General features: G+C 71.3%; 16 protein-coding genes. 10 read left to right on the forward strand and 6 right to left on the reverse strand.

The genetic code is table 11. From position 1 onward, the window contains the following. Nucleotides 1-592: 592 nt before the first annotated feature. Both ABD340_RS27105 and ABD340_RS27110 read left to right on the forward strand, forming a co-directional pair. A complete protein-coding gene (locus tag ABD340_RS27105; protein ID WP_344592628.1) occupies nt 593-1,204 on the forward strand; it encodes an RNA polymerase sigma factor in 612 nt (203 codons plus the stop codon). Next, the gene (locus ABD340_RS27110) at nt 1,204-1,809 is read left to right on the forward strand and encodes a hypothetical protein (RefSeq protein WP_344592629.1); all 606 of its coding nucleotides are present in this window, start codon (nt 1,204-1,206) and stop codon (nt 1,807-1,809) included. Before ABD340_RS27105 ends, ABD340_RS27110 begins: the two co-directional genes overlap by 1 nt. A 235-nt stretch (nt 1,810-2,044) precedes the next feature. Here the strand turns inward: ABD340_RS27110 and ABD340_RS27115 are convergent, their stop codons facing one another. The 6 genes from ABD340_RS27115 to ABD340_RS27140 all read right to left on the reverse strand — a co-directional run bounded on the left by ABD340_RS27115 (nt 2,045) and on the right by ABD340_RS27140 (nt 7,220). Then, nucleotides 2,045-2,572, reverse strand: a complete 528-nt coding sequence (locus tag ABD340_RS27115) for a methyltransferase domain-containing protein (protein ID WP_344592630.1) — start codon at nt 2,570-2,572, stop codon at nt 2,045-2,047. A 168-nt stretch (nt 2,573-2,740) separates the two neighbouring features. Continuing rightward, nucleotides 2,741-3,754 (reverse strand): ABC transporter permease subunit, encoded by a 1,014-nt coding sequence (locus ABD340_RS27120; RefSeq protein WP_344592631.1) that lies wholly within the window; start codon nt 3,752-3,754, stop codon nt 2,741-2,743. After that, nucleotides 3,751-4,662: an ABC transporter ATP-binding protein gene (locus ABD340_RS27125; RefSeq protein ID WP_344592632.1), complete on the reverse strand. Its 912-nt coding sequence runs from the start codon at nt 4,660-4,662 to the stop codon at nt 3,751-3,753. Before ABD340_RS27125 ends, ABD340_RS27120 begins: the two co-directional genes overlap by 4 nt. A gap of 232 nt (nt 4,663-4,894) precedes the next feature. Continuing rightward, nucleotides 4,895-5,551, reverse strand: a complete 657-nt coding sequence (locus tag ABD340_RS27130; protein WP_344592633.1) for a response regulator — start codon at nt 5,549-5,551, stop codon at nt 4,895-4,897. Beyond that, the gene (locus ABD340_RS27135; RefSeq protein ID WP_344592635.1) at nt 5,551-6,693 is read right to left on the reverse strand and encodes a sensor histidine kinase; all 1,143 of its coding nucleotides are present in this window, start codon (nt 6,691-6,693) and stop codon (nt 5,551-5,553) included. Before ABD340_RS27135 ends, ABD340_RS27130 begins: the two co-directional genes overlap by 1 nt. Beyond that, complete coding sequence (locus ABD340_RS27140; protein ID WP_344592637.1) at nt 6,690-7,220, reverse strand: hypothetical protein; 531 nt, start codon at nt 7,218-7,220, stop codon at nt 6,690-6,692. The genes ABD340_RS27135 and ABD340_RS27140 overlap by 4 nt, the downstream gene beginning before the upstream one ends. Nucleotides 7,221-7,323: 103 nt before the next feature. Here ABD340_RS27140 and ABD340_RS27145 point away from each other — a divergent pair, with 103 nt between their 5' ends. The 8 genes from ABD340_RS27145 to ABD340_RS27180 all read left to right on the forward strand — a co-directional run bounded on the left by ABD340_RS27145 (nt 7,324) and on the right by ABD340_RS27180 (nt 16,571). Next, nucleotides 7,324-7,806, forward strand: a complete 483-nt coding sequence (locus ABD340_RS27145) for an NUDIX domain-containing protein (RefSeq protein ID WP_344592638.1) — start codon at nt 7,324-7,326, stop codon at nt 7,804-7,806. A 71-nt stretch (nt 7,807-7,877) separates the two neighbouring features. Then, on the forward strand, nt 7,878-9,164 hold the full coding sequence (locus tag ABD340_RS27150; RefSeq protein ID WP_344592640.1) for a pyridoxal phosphate-dependent aminotransferase: 1,287 nt from the start codon (nt 7,878-7,880) through the stop codon (nt 9,162-9,164). A 246-nt stretch (nt 9,165-9,410) separates the two neighbouring features. Then, nucleotides 9,411-10,271 (forward strand): C40 family peptidase, encoded by an 861-nt coding sequence (locus tag ABD340_RS27155; protein WP_344592641.1) that lies wholly within the window; start codon nt 9,411-9,413, stop codon nt 10,269-10,271. A gap of 449 nt (nt 10,272-10,720) precedes the next feature. Continuing rightward, nucleotides 10,721-12,478: an AMP-binding protein gene (locus ABD340_RS27160; RefSeq protein ID WP_344592643.1), complete on the forward strand. Its 1,758-nt coding sequence runs from the start codon at nt 10,721-10,723 to the stop codon at nt 12,476-12,478. Next, nucleotides 12,475-13,716: an acyl-CoA dehydrogenase family protein gene (locus ABD340_RS27165; RefSeq protein WP_344592645.1), complete on the forward strand. Its 1,242-nt coding sequence runs from the start codon at nt 12,475-12,477 to the stop codon at nt 13,714-13,716. Before ABD340_RS27160 ends, ABD340_RS27165 begins: the two co-directional genes overlap by 4 nt. A gap of 29 nt (nt 13,717-13,745) precedes the next feature. Beyond that, on the forward strand, nt 13,746-14,519 hold the full coding sequence (locus ABD340_RS27170) for an enoyl-CoA hydratase/isomerase family protein (protein WP_344592647.1): 774 nt from the start codon (nt 13,746-13,748) through the stop codon (nt 14,517-14,519). 28 nt (nt 14,520-14,547) lie between these two features. Further along, a complete protein-coding gene (locus ABD340_RS27175; protein ID WP_344592648.1) occupies nt 14,548-15,486 on the forward strand; it encodes a VOC family protein in 939 nt (312 codons plus the stop codon). Next, nucleotides 15,477-16,571: an acyl-CoA dehydrogenase family protein gene (locus tag ABD340_RS27180; RefSeq protein WP_344592650.1), complete on the forward strand. Its 1,095-nt coding sequence runs from the start codon at nt 15,477-15,479 to the stop codon at nt 16,569-16,571. Before ABD340_RS27175 ends, ABD340_RS27180 begins: the two co-directional genes overlap by 10 nt. The last annotated feature ends 12 nt before the right edge of the window (nt 16,572-16,583 follow it).

Genomic DNA, 16,583 nt, shown 5'->3' on the forward strand with positions numbered 1-16,583 from the left:
CGATGAGACTGCCTCAGTCTCAATGAGCCCTACATCGACCTGGAGTTGGGCGCGCTCGTGCAGGGGCGAGCGCCCGTGTAGACAGCCCGCGGCCCGCAGGATCTGGCGCGCACCTGAAGCCGCGGGTGACCAACGTCGAACGGCCGTTCCTCCCTCCCCGTGGGCTCATCGGGCGGCCGTGGTCGATCGCGTGGCGGGTCGTGGTTTGCGCTGTCCCCCGCGACGCTGCCCCGAAGCGCTGCGGAAAGCCCGGCCGGTTGACCTCTTCAATGCGTTCCGCGTATCGGAGGACGACGGTGTCGCAACCGGGCAACGCGAAACGCTTGCTGCGCGCATCGGAGCCGACCCACAAGCCCCGCCAGGTCGAGAACACGCGCGTGATCGCCCGGCCCCGATATGACGACACCAGAGCTTCGTCAGCCGCCGGGCGGAATCGTCAACCCGGCCGCCCGCAGTTTGGCTTGCACAACGCTGAGCCCTTTCTATCCCGATCTTGCTGGCCACAGGCTGGTTGCGTCCGCGCGTCTGATCATCTGGGATTCGGCTTCGGACTCGTCGGGAACTCGCGCGACGGTGCGGACAGTACCTCTATGTGGACATATCGATACGAATACGGATCCGGGACGGGGATGCCGAGGCTTTCGAGCGGCTCTTCGATGAGCTCGCCCAATCGGTCTACGGGCATGCGTTCCGGCTGACAGGAGACTGGTCGGCCGCCGAGGACGTGATGTCGTTGACGTTCCTCGAGGCGTGGCGGCTCAGGGCGCGGATCGATCCCGAGGGCGGATCGCTGCGGCCATGGCTGCTGGGGATCGCGACGAACGTGGCGCGCAACAGGCGGAGAGCCGCGCGCAGGTTCGACGCGGCGATGGCCAGGATGCCGAGCAGGGGCGAAATGCCCGATTTCGCCGATGAGGTGGCGGGGCGGATCGACGACGCGGAGCGGTTGGCCGCGGTGCGGAAGGCGTACGGGCTTCTGCGGCGGCAGGAACAGGACGTGTTCGCACTGGTGGTGTGGTCGGGACTGGGTTATGCCGAGGCGGCCGAGGCGCTGGGCATCTCGGTGGGGACGGTGCGGTCCCGGCTTTCCCGGTCGCGCAGGAAATTGGAAAAGGCCGTCGCCGACAGGGAACCGCGCGCAGTGCCGCGACAGGTAAGAGGTGACCGCGAAAACGCGGTCCGGTCCACAGAGGAGACGTACTGATGAACGCAGGCGAGCGCGAGGAACTGGCACGACTGCTGCCGCCTCGGGACGAGCCTCGACTCCCCCGGGACCGGCAGCGGCACATCAAGGAGTTCGTCATGACCGAGATCCGCCAGGAAGTCAAGCCGAAGCGGCGGCGGCTGCGACCCGCCGTGCTGGCGCCGGTGCTGGCCGCTGCCGTGGCCGTGGCCGTCGCAGGTCCACAGGTCCTAGGTGGCGATGAGGCGTACGCCGTCTCCAAGCAGAAGGACGGCACCATCCTCATCACCCTGGGTGACATGAAGAACCCCAAGAGGCTGCAGGGGGACCTGCGGGAGATGGGCCTCAACGCGGTGGTGGACTTCGTTCCCGACGGCAAGCAATGCGCCGGGCCTCGTGTACAGAACGTCCTACCCGCCAGCTCGAAACTGTCCGTCCTCCCGGAGGGTGACAGCGATCGTGGCGTCTTCGCCATCGATCCGCGGGTCGTCAAGAGCGGGCAGACCGTCGTGCTGGAGTTCGCCCTCACAGAGGGGATCGGACCAGCATGGACCGCCGGCATGTCGCCAGAGATCACCGACGGGCCCGTAAAACCCTGCAAGCTCGTCGACGGCCCCGGTTCCTGATGCGCTGACCACATTCGTTCACCGGGTTCGGTCACCTGTATGGAGGCAGCCCGCTATCACAGCGACCGGCGCACGTCGCGCACGGGCGAGGATCCAGCGGGCGGGACGCGGAAGCATCCCGCCCGCTGGTCGGCTGTGATCAGATGACCTTGCGTGACCGAGGTCGCGGAATTGCTCGTCGAAGTGGCTCCTGACCTGCGCGAAGCTCTACGGATCGTGCAGTGCAAGGCGTACGTCATGCTGGACGGCATGCTCGCGGCCACCGACCGCGATCACCAACAGCATCAAGGTAGGAGCCTGTCTGAGAACTCCTGATCTTGTCGCGCGCGTGCCGTTGTCCTGTCCAGATGACCTTGTGGCGTCCGCCGTCGACCGTGCCGCAAACGACGGATTGGATGCCCTGCCGTCGGCAGACCTCCAGCGCACCCGGTGAGACGTCGAGTGCGGTGACGTCATGTCCCCGGTCGAGCAGCACTCGTGCGGCCCGTCCGCCGCCCGCGCCAATGTCCAGAACCTTGCCCTTGACCAGGTCCAATGCCTGGCGTTCTTCGTCAGGCCACTGGTCGATCGGGGCGATCCAATGCGTGACGGGGAGGCGCACCCCCAGCCCGTCGTCACGTTCGGCGATCCGCAGAACCGGGTCGGCCGCCAGCTCCAGAGACGCCTGGTAGGCCGCGAGCAGCATGTTCCCCGACCGCGTCGCCGACACGAGGCCTGGGCGGGTGCGTCTGTTCTCTCCGGTGGCCTTGGCGTCCTTCGTCACCGGTCTCGGCTTCCGCACCGCTGCCGGGGGCACCGGCCGTCGGGAGGTTCATCATGTCTCCTTGGCTGGAACGGGAGTGAGAACAGGCGATTCGGGGCGGGTGAGCAGCCGGTAGGCGGCCAAGAGCATCAGGAGTTTTCCGGCGGCGCAACCGGCGCGGGTGTCGGTTCAGGCGCGCCTTACGCGCTGGAGGGCGATGGCTATGAGGATTCCGCTGACCACCAGATAGAGCCCGGTCTCGGTCAGCTGGAACGGCCAGTAGCGGCTGCCCGGCTGGTACTTCATTTCGACGTGCAGGTTGAGCTTGGACAGGCACACCGCGGTGTCGCCGAACGTTCCGCCGGCGCCGGTCTTCGGTGGGGTGTTGAGGCACCCGTTGAACGCGCTCGAGGCGACCGTCCGGCCGTCGGCGGTGCGCATTGGGCTGATCTCGCTGATCCACGCGTCGGGGGCACCGGGCACCTGCAGGCCGCCGATGGAGGGCGAGCCGGTGATGCTGCCCAGGTTCCTGGCCTGGTTGATGTTCTGCGCGGTCATCGGCAGGGTCGTCTTCTCGGCCGGCATAAGATTCGGCCGCACCATGTTCGCCACCGAGATCTGGAGCACGAGAAAGACGACGCCCGTGATGGCCATCGCCGGGAGCGTCCGGCGCACGAGCAGGCCGACGACGGCGCCGAGGGTGAAGGCGAGGAAGGCGTAGCCGATCGGGGCGATGTTGCGGGCACCGAACTCCACGGTGCCGAACCGGTCTGCGGCCACCTGGTCGTAGGGGGCGGCCGCCCAGGTGAGCAGCAGGCCGACCAGGCCCGTGAGGATCATCGCGCCCAGGCCGACGAACGCGATCCGGCTGGTCAGCCAGCGGCGGCGGGTCACGCTCTGGTTCCACACCAGCCGGTGGGTGTTGAGCTCTAGCTCTCGGGCGATCAGCGGCGCTCCCCAGAACGCGCCGACGATGACGGGGATCAGCCAGAGCCCGGCGGCCAGGAACAGCAGCGTGTTCTGGTAGGTGCTCTGGAACTCGCTTCGGGCCTGCGCGCATTTGCCGGGGCACTGGGAGCGGTAGGCGTCGTGGGCGTCCCGGACCTCCACGCCCAGGTACAGCAGGTAGGCGGCGATCACGAGGAGCCCGATGGCGCCGGCGAGCGCCTGGAGGCGGAACTGCCGCCAGTTCAACCAGATCATCGCGCTTCCTCCCAGGCCGCGGCGGGGACGGCGGACGCGGTGTTCGCCCGGGACATGTAGCCGAGCACCAGTTCTTCGAGCGTGACGGATTCGATCTGGCACGGGATCGACGACGGCGGTGCCTGGGTGCGCACCAGGGCGCGGCTGAACTGGCCGTGGTGCTCCGTCTGGATGACCTCGACATCGGCGGGCAGCCGGTCGAGCTCGCCCTGCCGCGCGACCAGCCGGTGGTGGCCGGCCAGCAGGTCCCGGACCTTGCCGGCGACCTGGATCCGCGCCTCGCACAGCACGACGAGGTGGTCGCAGGCCCGTTCGATATCGCTGATCAGGTGCGAGGACAGCACGGCGCTGGCGCCGAGCTCGGCGACGAACTCCACCACGCTCTCCATGAACCCGCGGCGGGCCAGCGGGTCGAGCGCGGCCGCCGGCTCGTCGAAGATCAGCAGTTCGGGACGCTTGGCGGCGGCGATCGTCAGTGCCAGCTGCGCGCGCTGGCCGCCGGACAGCCCGCCCGCCCGCTGGTCCGGGTTCAGCCCGACCTGCGCGATGCGCCGCTCGGCCAGTCCCTGGTCCCAGGACGGGTTCAGCCGCGACCCCAGGCGCAGATGGTCGGCCACGCTGAACGACGGGTACACCGGGGTGTCCTGCGCCACGAACCCGACCCGGGCCAGGTGCGCGGCGCTCTCCGCCGGGCGCGACCCCAAAACGCGCAGCGTGCCCGAGGTCGGTTCCAGCAGGCCGCAGGCCATGTTCAGCAGCGTCGACTTGCCGGCCCCGTTCGGGCCGACCAGGCCGACGACGCGGCCGGCCGGAATGGTCAGGTCGACCTGGTTCAAGGCCACCCGGCGGCCGTACCTCTTCGTCAATCCCTCGGCCTGCAAGACCGGGGTGGAAACGTCATGTCGCATGCGTCCATGTTGGAAATCGGCGGCACCTTCGAGCATCGGTCCAAAGCACGGATCGGGTCGTGGGCGCTCGTACTTTCGACCGGTTCAGCCGCCGGGGCCATTCGCTGACACGATGCCGGCGGGGGCACCCCGCCGGCGCCGGGGGCGCTCGCGGACCGCCGGAGGATTTGACGGCCTGGCGGACCCGCCTCGGCCGGGGTGCGGTCGCCGAGCATGGTGTCGGGACGGCCCGCTATCTGGGCTCGACGAGGCGGTTCTCCCAGGCCCACGTGACGATGCCCACGCGGTTGCGGACCCCCAGCTTGGTCTGGATGCCCGACAGGTGGCTCTTGACCGTGCTCAGCGAGATGAACAGCTCTGAGGCGATCTCCTGGTTGGTGCGGCCGCGCGCCAGGGCCCGGACGACCTCGAGTTCGCGGTCCGACAGCGGCGGGGACTGCGCGGCGCGGAACGGGGCCGAGGCGGCCGTCAGGTGCCGCAGCAGCCGGACGGTGATCGACGGCGAGACCAGCGCCTCGCCGTTGTGGGCGGCGCGGACCGCCTCGACGAGCAGGGCGGGCCCGGCGTCCTTGAGGACGAACCCCACCGCACCGCCGCGCAGCGCCCCGTACACGTACTCGTCGAGGTCGAACGTGGTGACCACGATGACCCGCATCGGGTCGGGCACCCCCGGGCCGGCCAGCGCGCGGGTCACCTCGATGCCGTCGAGCCGGGGCATCCTGATGTCCACCAGGCACACGTCGGGACGCAGCCGCCGGGCCATGGCGACCGCCTCCGCTCCGTCGGGCGCCTCCCCGACGACGCTGATGTCGGGCTCGTCCTCCAGGATCAGCCGCAGCCCGCGGCGGATCATCGCCTGGTCGTCGGCGAGCAGGACCGAGATGGTCATCAGGGCTCCCTGGTGCGGACGGGCAGGGTCGCCCGCACGGACCAGCCGGCACCGGGCCGGGGTCCGGCGTGCAGCGAGCCGCCGAGCGTCTCGACGCGTTCGCGCATGCCGATCAAACCGTATCCGCCGCGGTGGTGGGGCTGGGCGGAGACCGCCGGAGCGTCGTCGGTGACCTCGACGCTGACGCCCTGCGGGCCCTGCTCGACCGCGACCGCGACGGACCTGGCCTTGGGCGCGTGCCGCAGCACGTTCGTCAGCGCCTCCTGGACGACGCGGTACACGGTGCTGGTCACCTCCGGCGGCCACTCCGCGTCCTCGTCCCGCATGTTCAACCGCACCTCCGGGCCCTGCCGGCGGAAACGCTCGACCAGCGCGCCGAGCCGCTCCGGCCCGGGGGCCGCCGGCGCCGCGTCGTCCTCGTCGCGCAGCAGCCCGACGACCCGCCGCATCGCGGCCAGGGCGTCGGTGCCGGCGGCCTCGATCTCGCTGAGGGAGTCGGCCACCTGCTCCGGGTTCCGCCGCGCGAGCACGCGGGTGCCCTGCGCCTGGATGAGCATGCCCGTGATGTGGTGGGCCACGACGTCGTGCAGTTCCCGGGCGAGCTCCAGCCGCTCGGCCCGGCGCACCCGCTCGGCGGCGTCGCGCGCCCGGGAGTCCAGCAGCCGCAGCGTCAGCCCGGCCACGACGGCGACCAGCCAGAACAGCACGGCCATCGACGTCACCGACGAGCCGGCGGGCGGCGGCGCGGCGGCGAGCTGACCGGCGGCGACCACCGCCAGCCCGGCGCCCGCGACGGCACCGGCCGGCACCGGCGGCAGGGTCCGGACCGCGGAACCGATCAGCACCGCCAGGCCCACGGCCAGGGCGGGGCTGGGCTCGGCGGGGAGGTCGCGGTCGACCAGAAGGAGCACCAGGATCGCCAGCGCCGTGACGCCGAGGCCCGCGACCGCGGGCCAGGGCGGCCGGTGCCGTCCCAGCAGCGCCAGCAGGCACACCGCCGCGGCGGAGATGCTGCCCGGCACCCAGTACCAGGCGCCCCAGGTCTGCGCGATGGCGGCGGCCTGGCCGGCGATCGCCGCGAGGAACACGGCGCCGAGGCCGGCCACGGAGGCGACCCTGACCCATCGCTCCGGAACGGTCACGGCGGCCAGGTTACTGACTCGCCGGCCGGGACGCCGGAGCGCGGGCCGGGGGCGAAGGCGCGCAGCACCGGCCCGGCGATGAGGCCCCCGACCACCAGCATGGTGGTCATGGCCGCCACCCCGGTGGGCCCGGAGGCCCAGGCCAGCGCGGCCACCCCGGCGCCGCCCCCGGCGATGGCGACGGCCGGCCACACCGGCAGCGTTCTGATCGAGGAGCCCACGAGCACGGCGAGGGCCAGGGCGGCCATGGGCGACGGCTCCTGCGGCAGCTCCGCCACCAGGGCCGCCACGACGGCGGCGGCCGTCACCGCCACGCCCGCGGCCGCGGTCCACAGCCGCTGCCGCTCGCGCAGCAGCGCGAGCGCGCCCATCACCACCGCGATGGCGGTGGTGAAGATCCAGTACGCCTTGCCCCAGCTGTCGATGAGCATGTACGCCGTGAAGGCGATGCCCAGGGCGAACACCGCGCCCAGCCCGATGTTGACCAGCGTTCCGCCCGGCCCCCTGGGCCGTTCCATTGCGTCCATGGTTTCGAGGCTAGGAAGCGGCGGCGTCGGCGGAACCGGCCGAAAGTACGGTCGCGGCCGTGCTTTGGACCGGTTCCGACGCCCGTGGGCTAGCGTGAGGCGGGTGGGACGTGCGGATTGGTTGCCTGCGGCGGAATGGTACGGAAGCCTGCCCACCCTCTACATGTCGGCGTCGGTGATCTTGACCGACGAGGACGACCGGCTGCTGCTGGTCAAGCAGAACTACCGGGACCACTGGGCGTTCCCCGGGGGCATGGCCGACGAGGGCGAGCCGCCCCACGAGACCGCGGTGCGCGAGGTCGCCGAGGAGCTGGGGCTGGACGTCCGGCTGGGCGACCTGCTGGTCATGGGGTGGCTGCCGGCGGACGGCGAGCGGCCCAGGCCCATCGTCACGTTCATGTGGGACGGCGGCGTCGTCGACGACCCCGCGCGCATCCGGCTCCAGGAGGAGGAGCTGGACGACGCCCGGTTCTACCCGTGGGAGGACGCCGCCGAGCTGCTGCCCGCGCTGACCGCGCCGCGGATCCCCGCCGCGCGGGAGGCGCGCAAGCGGGGGCGGACGATCTACCTCTCCGCGGGGGCGTAGCGGACACGGTCGAACCTCTCCGCGCGCGGGCTCGTATCTCCTCTCGGTGCCCATCCCCCTGGAGGTCCGAGTTGGCAGGATCCATCGACGCGAACCTGCTCCGGCAGAACGCGCACAGCCCGTCGTTCTTCGCGCTCAACCGTGCCGACACCGGAAACGGCGCCGAGTTGGTCGACTTCTGCATCCCCTGCAACCCGTACTTCCCGACGCCCGACATGTTCGGGCGGCTCCGGGACAACCTGGAGACGATCCTCAAGTACTACCCGAGCAGCGCCGACACCATCACCGCCGAACTGTGCGCCACGCTGGGGCTCAACCCGCAGACGGTGGCGATGGGCAACGGCTCCACCGAGCTGATCACCTGGATCGACCACCTGCTCGTCCAGGAGAGCCTGTGCACGCCGATCCCGACGTTCGGGCGGTGGACCGACCAGCCGCTGGAGACCGGCAAGCGGGTCGACATGTTCCCGCTTCCCGAGAACCGCGACTTCGCCCTCGACCTGGAGGCGTTCGTCGGGTTCCTGCGCGAGCGCCGCTCCCGGGTCGCGGTGATCTGCAACCCCAACAACCCCGACGGGAACTACATCCCGCGCCGGGACGTGCTGCGCATGCTCGACGCGCTGGTCGACCTCGACCTGGTGGTGGTGGACGAGTCGTTCATCGACTTCGTGGACGCCGAGCCGCTGACCAGCGTCGCCGAAGAGGCCGCCATCCGGCCGAACGTGATCGTCCTGAAGAGCCTGGGGAAGAACTTCGGGCTGCACGGCATCCGGTTCGGGTACATGGTCGCCAACCCGGCGCTGGCCGGGCGGGTCAGGAAGATGCTGCCCAAGTGGAACCTGAACTCCTTCGCCGAGATCGTGGTGTTCCTGCTGAAGGAGCACCGCGCCGAATACCGGGCGAGCCTGGCCCGGGCGGCGCTGGACCGCAGGTCGATGGAGCGGCAGCTGGCGTCGATGCCGGGGCTGCGGGTGTTCCCTTCCCAGGGCAACTTCATCCTGGTCAAGCTGCCCGACGACAAGAACGGCGTGCAGCTGCGGGACTACCTGCTGAGCGAGCACGGCGTGTTCGTCCGGGAGTGCGGGAACAAGCTGGGCAGCACCAGCCAGTTCCTGCGGCTGGTGGTACGGCCGCCGCAGGACGTCCACCGGCTGCTGACCGGGCTGGGCGCCTACCTGTACGGGACGGAGAAGGCGCACCTGATCAGCACGGTGAGCCCTCCGGACATGAGCGCGGAGGAGCGGCCGCCCTACGTGGAGGAACGGCCTTACGCGGAGGAGCGGCACTACACCTACGAGCAGCCGCCGCACTTGCAGGCCACTCCCATCGAGGCCGTCTACCAGACCCGCGCCGGGTGACCGCGCCACCGCCGCGGACCGCCGCGCCGCCGATCTCCGCCTACGGGGGACTCTGGGCTTTTCGCGCGTGATGACTTTCTTGTTCGTTGCTTAGCGGCGCCGCCGCCAATCGGCGAACATGACATTTCCATGCCACTACCATGATCACCTAAAGTTCGGCGAGCCGCCGAATAGCCGGGCAAGGTGCGCGGGTAGTCGATTCCTCGGAAAACGTCGACACGCGACGTGCACAACGGAGGATGCCGCATGGACATCGCACCGCACGGCCGGCGACCATTCCCGCGCCAACATAAAGCCGGAAAACCGCGTACCCGCTCCAAACGGGCGGCCCGCATGATGCCGCAAACCGCCGGATGCCTGCTGGCGGCGACGATGTTAGTGACGGTCCCGGCCGAGGCGTCGGCGCGGCCGGCCCCGGTCCCCGAGCCGCGGCCGGCGTCCGCCCAGCGGCTCGCGTTCGACCCCGCGACACTGCGCAAGGTGCGCGCCTACAACAAATACCGGCGCGCGGTCGCGCGCCAGCAGAATCGCGCCAGGACCGCGCTCCGGTTCGCCCGCAAGCAGGTCGGCAAGCCCTACGGTTGGGGCGCCACCGGCCCGCGCGCCTACGATTGCTCCGGCCTGGTCATGAAATCCTGGCGGCGGGCCGGCGTGCGCTTGCCGAGGGTGACCTATTCGCAATACCGCGCGGTCCCGCGAAAGGTGCCCATTCGGTCACTGCGGCCGGGCGACCTGGTCTTCTTCCGGGGCCGCGCGCATGTCGGCATGTACGTATCGGACAATCGCTACATCCATGCGCCAAACAGAAGGGCCCGCATTCGCATCGACCGGCTTTCCGGAGTCCGCAGGAAGCAATTCTCCGGAGCCGTCCGGCCGGGTGCTCCCGAACACCGGGAGTGGCCCGCCCCGATCCCGCAGCTGGCCCGGCGGCTGGCGAAGGAGCAGCGGAACGCGAGCCGTCCGGACCCCGAGTCCCCGGAGGATTCGTCGCCCGGTACGCCCGTGAACGCCCTTCCCGTCACACCGTCCAAGTACGAGACGGCGACGTTCACCGCGCCGCTCGTCGGAAGCCTGGGCTCCGGCCCTGACGACAAGCCCGAGGACTGACCGCGCATACCCGCGCGACGCGGACGAGCCGCCGCGGGTGCCGCGGTGGCCCGGTCGGGAGGTTCAGCGGGGGTCGTGAAAGTGGGGGGTGCGATGTTGGCGAGGGTGTCCGGCTTGTGGACGCCGCTCCAGTTCGGGGTGGGCGGCTCCGGGGTGCGCCGTCCGATGTCCCGGCGGCCTGCCGGCGTCGCCTCCAGGCCTTCGGGACACCCCTCAGGGGTCGAGGCCCCAGTGGGCACGGGGGTCCCATGCAACCCCCAGGTGAGTTTTTTGCTCCCCAATGCCCCTGTTGCCGTTTTTGTCCTTTCATGTTCGGATATTCGGGTCGGTGTCCCTGCCGCACGCCAGCTGCAGGGCCACCGGCACGCCGTTGACGCCGACCCCAGACGCTCCCCCACCCATACGGCCGCACCCACAACGCCGCCCGAATGGCGGCAGCGGAGGTTCGGATGCGCGATCGGTTGCGCACGGAGTTGCGCTCGGCGACCTTGGAGAGCTTCGTCCTCGGCGACGTGCTCAGGTCGCAGGCCCGGGTCCACCGGGCCGCTCCCTTCCTCAAGTTCCGGGACGGCGAGCTCACCTACGGCGAGGTGGACTCGACCGCCGACCGGATGGCCCGCGGACTGGCCGCGCTCGGCGTCGGCCCCGGCCACCACGTCGGCGTGATGCTCCCCAACTGCGCCGACATCGTCCATATCGTCTTCGCGCTGGCCCGGCTGGGCGCGGTCGCGGTGCCCATCAACATCGCCTACCGGGGCGAGCTGCTCCGGCACGTGCTGGCCGGCTCGGAGTCGCGCTGGCTCATCGTGGACGGCCCCTACGCCGAGCGGATCCCGGACGTGGCCCCGCGGCTCCCCGACCTCGGCCTGGTCGTCGTCCGGGACGGCGCCGCCGCCGGGGTGCCGATGGGGGCGCTGGGCAAGCCCGCCGTCGAGATGTCCGGGCTGCTGGCGAGCGGCAACGGCTCCGGCGAGGTCAGGGCGGACGTCCGCTTCTCCGACCTGCAGGCGATCATGTACACCTCGGGGACGACCGGCCCGTCCAAGGGCGCGATGGTGTCGCACGCGCTCGCGCTGACCTGCGCCTACGACTCGCTGGACTTCCTCGACCGGTGGGGCAAGACGGTCTACTGCCCGCTGCCGCTGTTCCACGCCGCCGCGCTGTGGGACGGGATGCTGGCGGCGCTGCTGGGCGGCGGGTCGATCGCGATCGTGGAGCGGTTCAGCGCGTCCCGGTTCTGGGACGACGTCCGCCACTTCAACGCCCAGGTCACGATGAGCGTGTTCTCGATGATCCCGATCCTGCTGAGCCGGCCGCCGGCGCCGGACGACCGGGACCATCCGATGGAGACGTTCTACATGGGCAAATCGAGTTTGGACGAGCCCCTGCGGGAACGATTCGGGGTGCGTTCGGTGGAGACCTACACCAGCACCGAGGCGGGGATCGCGACGGGCAGCCCGTACGGCGAATGGCGTACCGGGTCGTGCGGGCGGGCGCACGACGAGCGGTTCCACGTGGCGGTGGTGGACGAGCACGACCGGGAGGTGGGCCCCGGGGAGCCGGGGGAACTGGTGCTGCGGCCGAAACAGCCGTTCGTGCTGACCAGCGGCTACTACGGCGACTGGGAGGCGACGACCCGCTGCTTCCGGAACATGTGGTTCCACACCGGAGACCGGGTATGGCGGGATGACGACGGTTACTACTACTTCCTGGACCGGATGAAGGACGCGATCCGGCGTCGGGGCGAGAACATCTCGGCCTTCGACCTGGAGAGCGAGATCAACCTGCATCCGGCGGTGCAGGAGTGCGCCGCGATCGGCGTGCCCTCGGAACTGGAGGACGAGGACATCAAGGTGAGCGTCGTCGTGCGGCCCGGCTCGGGCCCGCTGAACCCGGCGGAGCTGGTCGCGTTCTGCGAGGAGCGGCTGCCGCGCTCGATGGTGCCCCGGTACGTGGAGTTCGTGGACGCACTGCCCCGCACCCCGACCGACAAGGTCGCCAAGTACCGCCTCCGGGCCGAGGGCGAGCACGGGATCACGCCGGCGACGTGGGACCGCCAGGCGGCGCCCGTCCAGGAGGCCCTTGTCCAGGAGGCCCCTGTCCAGGAGGCACCCGTCCAGGAGGCGCTCGCGCCGGAGATATCCGTCCAAGACGTGCCCGCGCAGGAGACCCCGACGTGGGACCGGCAGCAGGAGGGCACGGCGTGAACTGGGACGACACCCCAGAGCAGGCCGCGTTCCGCGAGGAGGTCAGGGCCTTCGTCCGGGCGCGCTTCCCCTCGTCGTACCGTCCCGACCCGGCCGGCGAGCAGAGCCTGGAGCCGGAGGACGTGCGCGGCTACAACTGGGCCGAGGACCGGGCGAGCGACGATCCAGAGCGGCGGGAGGGCGCGCGGGCCTGGGCGGCGGCGCTGGCCGAGCGCGGCTGGATCGCGCCGCACTGGCCGGAGGAGTACGGCGGCGCCGGGCTGCCGGCGATGCAGGAGTTCATCCTGCAGGAGGAGCTGATGCGGGCGCGGGTGCCCACGGTGAACGGCATCGGCGCGTTCCTGCTCGGCCCGACCCTGCTCGTGCACGGCACCGAGGAGCAGAAGGCCCGGCACCTGCCCGGCATCGCGCGCGGCGAGGTGACCTGGGCGCAGGGCTTCTCCGAGCCGGGCTCGGGTTCCGACCTGGCGTCCCTGCGCACCCGCGCGGTGCGGGACGGCGACGCCTACGTGGTCGACGGGCAGAAGGTGTGGACCTCGCTCGGGCAGTTCGCCGACTGGCTGTTCGTACTGGTCAGGACCGACCCCGACGCCGAGCCCAAGCATCGCGGCATCACCTTCCTGCTGGTCGAGGCGAACGCGCCGGGCGTCACGATCCGGCCGATCACCGATCTGCGCGGCGCCGCGCCGTTCTGCGAGATCTTCTTCGAGGGCGTGCGGGTGCCGGTGGCCGACCGGGTCGGCGAGGAGAACCGCGGCTGGTACGTCGCGATGTCCGCGCTCGGCTTCGAGCGGGCCGGGATCGGCGCCACCATCAAGTACGAGCAGGCGCTGCACGACCTGGTCGGCTACCTGCGGTCGGAGGAGGGCCGCGGGTTCGCGCGGGCCGACCGCGGCGCGGCGTACCGCAAGGAGATCGCGCGCCGGCACACCGAGATCCGGGTGCTGTACAACCTGGCCCGCTACACCGTCTCCAAGCAGGCGGCGGGCGAGGAGCCCGGTTTCGAGGCGTCGGTCAACCAGCTGTTCGGCGCCGAGCTGCACCAGCGGCTGGCCCGTACCGGGGCCAGGGCGTTCGGACGGTCCGGCGCGCTCTGGGAGCGCGGCGGCGGCGCGCCGCTGAACGCCGCGTTCACCCACATGCGCCGGGACTCGATCGCCGCCACCTTCCTCGGCGGCGCGTCGGAGATCCAGCGGAACGTCATCGCGACCCGGGGCCTGCGCCTGCCCCGCACCTGACTGAGCAACCACCTGGGAGGAATCGGTTCATGCCCGTAAACGCCGGCGACGCCTACGGCCCCTACGAGACCGTCGACCTGAAGATCGAGGAGCGGGTGGCGTGGCTGACGCTGAACCGCCCGGACAAGCTCAACGCGCTCACGCCCACGACGATGGGTGAGCTGCGCAGCTTCTTCACCGCGGTCGACGACGACGAGGACGTCTGCGCGGTGGTCCTGCGCGGCGCGGGCGAGCGGGCGTTCTGCGCCGGCATGGACCTCGGCTGGTCGGAGTCGCTCACCAGGAAGGAGCGGATCGAGCAGGGCCGGCTGGGCGAGAAGACGTTCGCGATGATGGAGCGGCTGTCCCTCCCGGTGATCGCGGCCGTGCACGGGTACGCGGTCGGCGGCGGGCTGGAGCTGGCGCTGGCCGCCGACTTCATCGTGGCCGCCGACAACGCCAAGATGGGCCTGGTCGAGATCACGCTGTCGGCGCGGCCGCCGTACCGTCCCAAGATCACTGAGGACGGCGACCCGGACCAGCCCGAGTTCGGCGGCTCGGCGCCCGGCTGGGGCGGCGTCAAGCGGCTGCCGGAACGCATCGGCAAGGCCCGCGCCAAGCAGCTGCTGTTCACCGGCGCCCGCATCGACGCCGAGCGCGCCCTGGAGCTGGGCCTGGTGAACGAGGTGTTCCCGACCGAGGAGTTCGACAAGCGGGTCGGCGAGCTGGCCGAGCGGATCGCCGCGATGAACCGCTACAACCTGCGTCTGGTCAAGGAGCTGGTCACCTACGGCTACGACTGGATCGAGCCGCACCCGAGCTGACCCTGGCCGTCGTGAGAAGGAGAACACTGTGCTGATCTACCGGATCGACCATGTCGGCCAGGTGACACCCGACCTCGACGCGCAGGTCGCGCTCCTGGAGGGGCTGTTCGGGTTCCGCCCGGTGCGCCGCTGGGACAGTCCCGAGGAGGGGACCCGCGGGGTGCGGCTGGAGGTCCCGGGCAGCTGGGGCCAGGCGTGGGAGGTGCTGGCGCCCTCGGGCGACGGCTCTCCGCTCCAGACGTGGCTGGACGACCACGGCGGCCGCGCCGGGCTGCACCACATCGGTGCCGAGGTGCCCGACCTCGACGCCGTCCGCGCCGACCTGGAGGGCCGCGGCATCAAGCCGTCCAGCGGCGCGCGCGGCGACTGGCTGGAGGCGTCGCTGTCGCCGCCCGAGCACGGGCCGGGCGTGCTGTTCCGGATGCGCGGGCCGGGCGCGCTGGGCATGTGCGGCGACGACGACGCCGTACCCGCCGCGCCGAGCGCCGCGAACGGGTCCACGCTCGGGATCACGGCGCTCGACCACGTGTGCCAGGCGTTCCCCGACCGCGACGAGCTGGCCCGCTGGTACGCCGACCTGGCCGGGTTCGTCCCGGTGTGGCGGACGCCGCTGGACGAGCATCCCGACATGGCCGACCTGGTGATGAACATCCCCGGCTCGGCGATCTGCTGGGAGATCATCATGCCGCGCGGGGAGGACTCGTTCATCGAGCGGTTCTGGGACCGCAACGGCGCCGCCGCGCACCACGTCACCTTCGAGGTCGCGGACTGGGACCGGGCCATGGCCGCGTGCTCGGCGCACGATACGCCCACCTTCGGCGAGAACGAGGGCGGCACCGACGGCGCCGCCTGGCGGGACGCGTTCATCCACCCCAAGCACACCGGCGGCGTGCTCGTCCAGCTGTTCTGGGAGGAGCGGCCGGGCGTGTGGGTGCGCTCCGACAAGATCCCGGCGCCATGGACCTGACGCTCACCGAGGACCAGGAGCTGATCGCCTCGACCGCCCGCGAGGTCCTGGACTCGCGGGCCGCGACGGCCGGGGCGCGCGCGATGGCGGACGAACCCGCCGGGTACTCCGCCGCGCTGTGGAAGGAGATGGTCGGGCTCGGCTGGACCGGGCTGGCCGTCCCGGAGGAGCACGGCGGCGTCGGCGGCGGGTTCCTGGAGGTGTGCCTGCTGTTCGAGCAGCTCGGGTACGCGCTCGTGCCGAGCCCGCTGCTGCCCGTCGCGGCGTGCTGCGCGCTGCCGATCGCCCGGTACGGGACGGCGGCGCAGAAGGACGAGTGGCTCGGCGCCATCGCGGAGGGGCGGGTCATGAGCTTCACGCCCGTCCCGTGGGACCGTCCTGGCGAAGGGCCGGTGGCCGTGGCGTCGGGTTCGGGGTTCGAGCTCGACGGGGCGGCGTCGTTCGTCCCGTACGCCGCGTCCGCCGAGGCCTTCCTCGTGGCGGCGGAGCTGGACGGCGAGCCCCGCGCGTTCCTGGTGGACGCCGCCACGCCCGGCATCACGATCGAGCCCGCCGGGACGGTGGGCCTGGACCGTCCGTGCCGGGTCGCGTTCGCGGGCGTGCACGTCCCGGCGGACCGCGCGCTGGGCGCCGACCGGGCCGCCGTGGACGCGATGACGGCGTTCGGAGCGGCCGCGACCTGCGCGGAGATGGTCGGGGCGGCGCAGCGGGTGCTCGACACGACCGTCGCGTACGCCACCGAACGGGAGCAGTTCGGCAAGCCCATCGGCTCGTTCCAGGCCGTCCAGCACCACTGCGCCGACATGGCCATCGACGTGCTGGGATCGCGTTTCATCGCCTACGAGGCGATCTGGCGGCTGTCGGTGGGACGCGAGGCCGCCGAGGAAGTGTCGATGGCCAAGGCGTGGGTGAGCGACGCGTACGAACGGGTGTGCGCGCTGGGCCACCAGGTGCACGGCGCGATCGGCTTCACCTGGGAGCACGACCTGCACCTGTACTCGCGGCACGCGATGGCGACGGCGCTGGCCTTCGGCGACGACGACCACCACCTGGACCGGCTGGCCGACCACCTCGGCCTCGCCTAAGGACCGATGAGT

It is taken from the genome of Actinomadura vinacea (assembly GCF_039532545.1).
In the GTDB taxonomy this organism is placed as follows: Bacteria; Actinomycetota; Actinomycetes; order Streptosporangiales; family Streptosporangiaceae; genus Spirillospora; species Spirillospora vinacea.

Excerpts from the sequence above, each read along its gene's own strand:
- ABD340_RS27110 (WP_344592629.1), top strand. The coding sequence starts at position 1,204 with ATGAACGCAGGCGAGCGCGAGGAACTGGCACGACTGCTGCCGCCTCGG.
- ABD340_RS27120 (WP_344592631.1), bottom strand. The coding sequence starts at position 3,754 with ATGATCTGGTTGAACTGGCGGCAGTTCCGCCTCCAGGCGCTCGCCGGC.
- ABD340_RS27155 (WP_344592641.1), top strand. The coding sequence starts at position 9,411 with ATGGACATCGCACCGCACGGCCGGCGACCATTCCCGCGCCAACATAAA.
- ABD340_RS27140 (WP_344592637.1), bottom strand. The coding sequence starts at position 7,220 with ATGGACGCAATGGAACGGCCCAGGGGGCCGGGCGGAACGCTGGTCAAC.
- ABD340_RS27130 (WP_344592633.1), bottom strand. The coding sequence starts at position 5,551 with ATGACCATCTCGGTCCTGCTCGCCGACGACCAGGCGATGATCCGCCGC.
- ABD340_RS27170 (WP_344592647.1), top strand. The coding sequence starts at position 13,746 with ATGCCCGTAAACGCCGGCGACGCCTACGGCCCCTACGAGACCGTCGAC.
- ABD340_RS27125 (WP_344592632.1), bottom strand. The coding sequence starts at position 4,662 with ATGCGACATGACGTTTCCACCCCGGTCTTGCAGGCCGAGGGATTGACG.
- ABD340_RS27180 (WP_344592650.1), top strand. The coding sequence starts at position 15,477 with ATGGACCTGACGCTCACCGAGGACCAGGAGCTGATCGCCTCGACCGCC.
- ABD340_RS27160 (WP_344592643.1), top strand. The coding sequence starts at position 10,721 with ATGCGCGATCGGTTGCGCACGGAGTTGCGCTCGGCGACCTTGGAGAGC.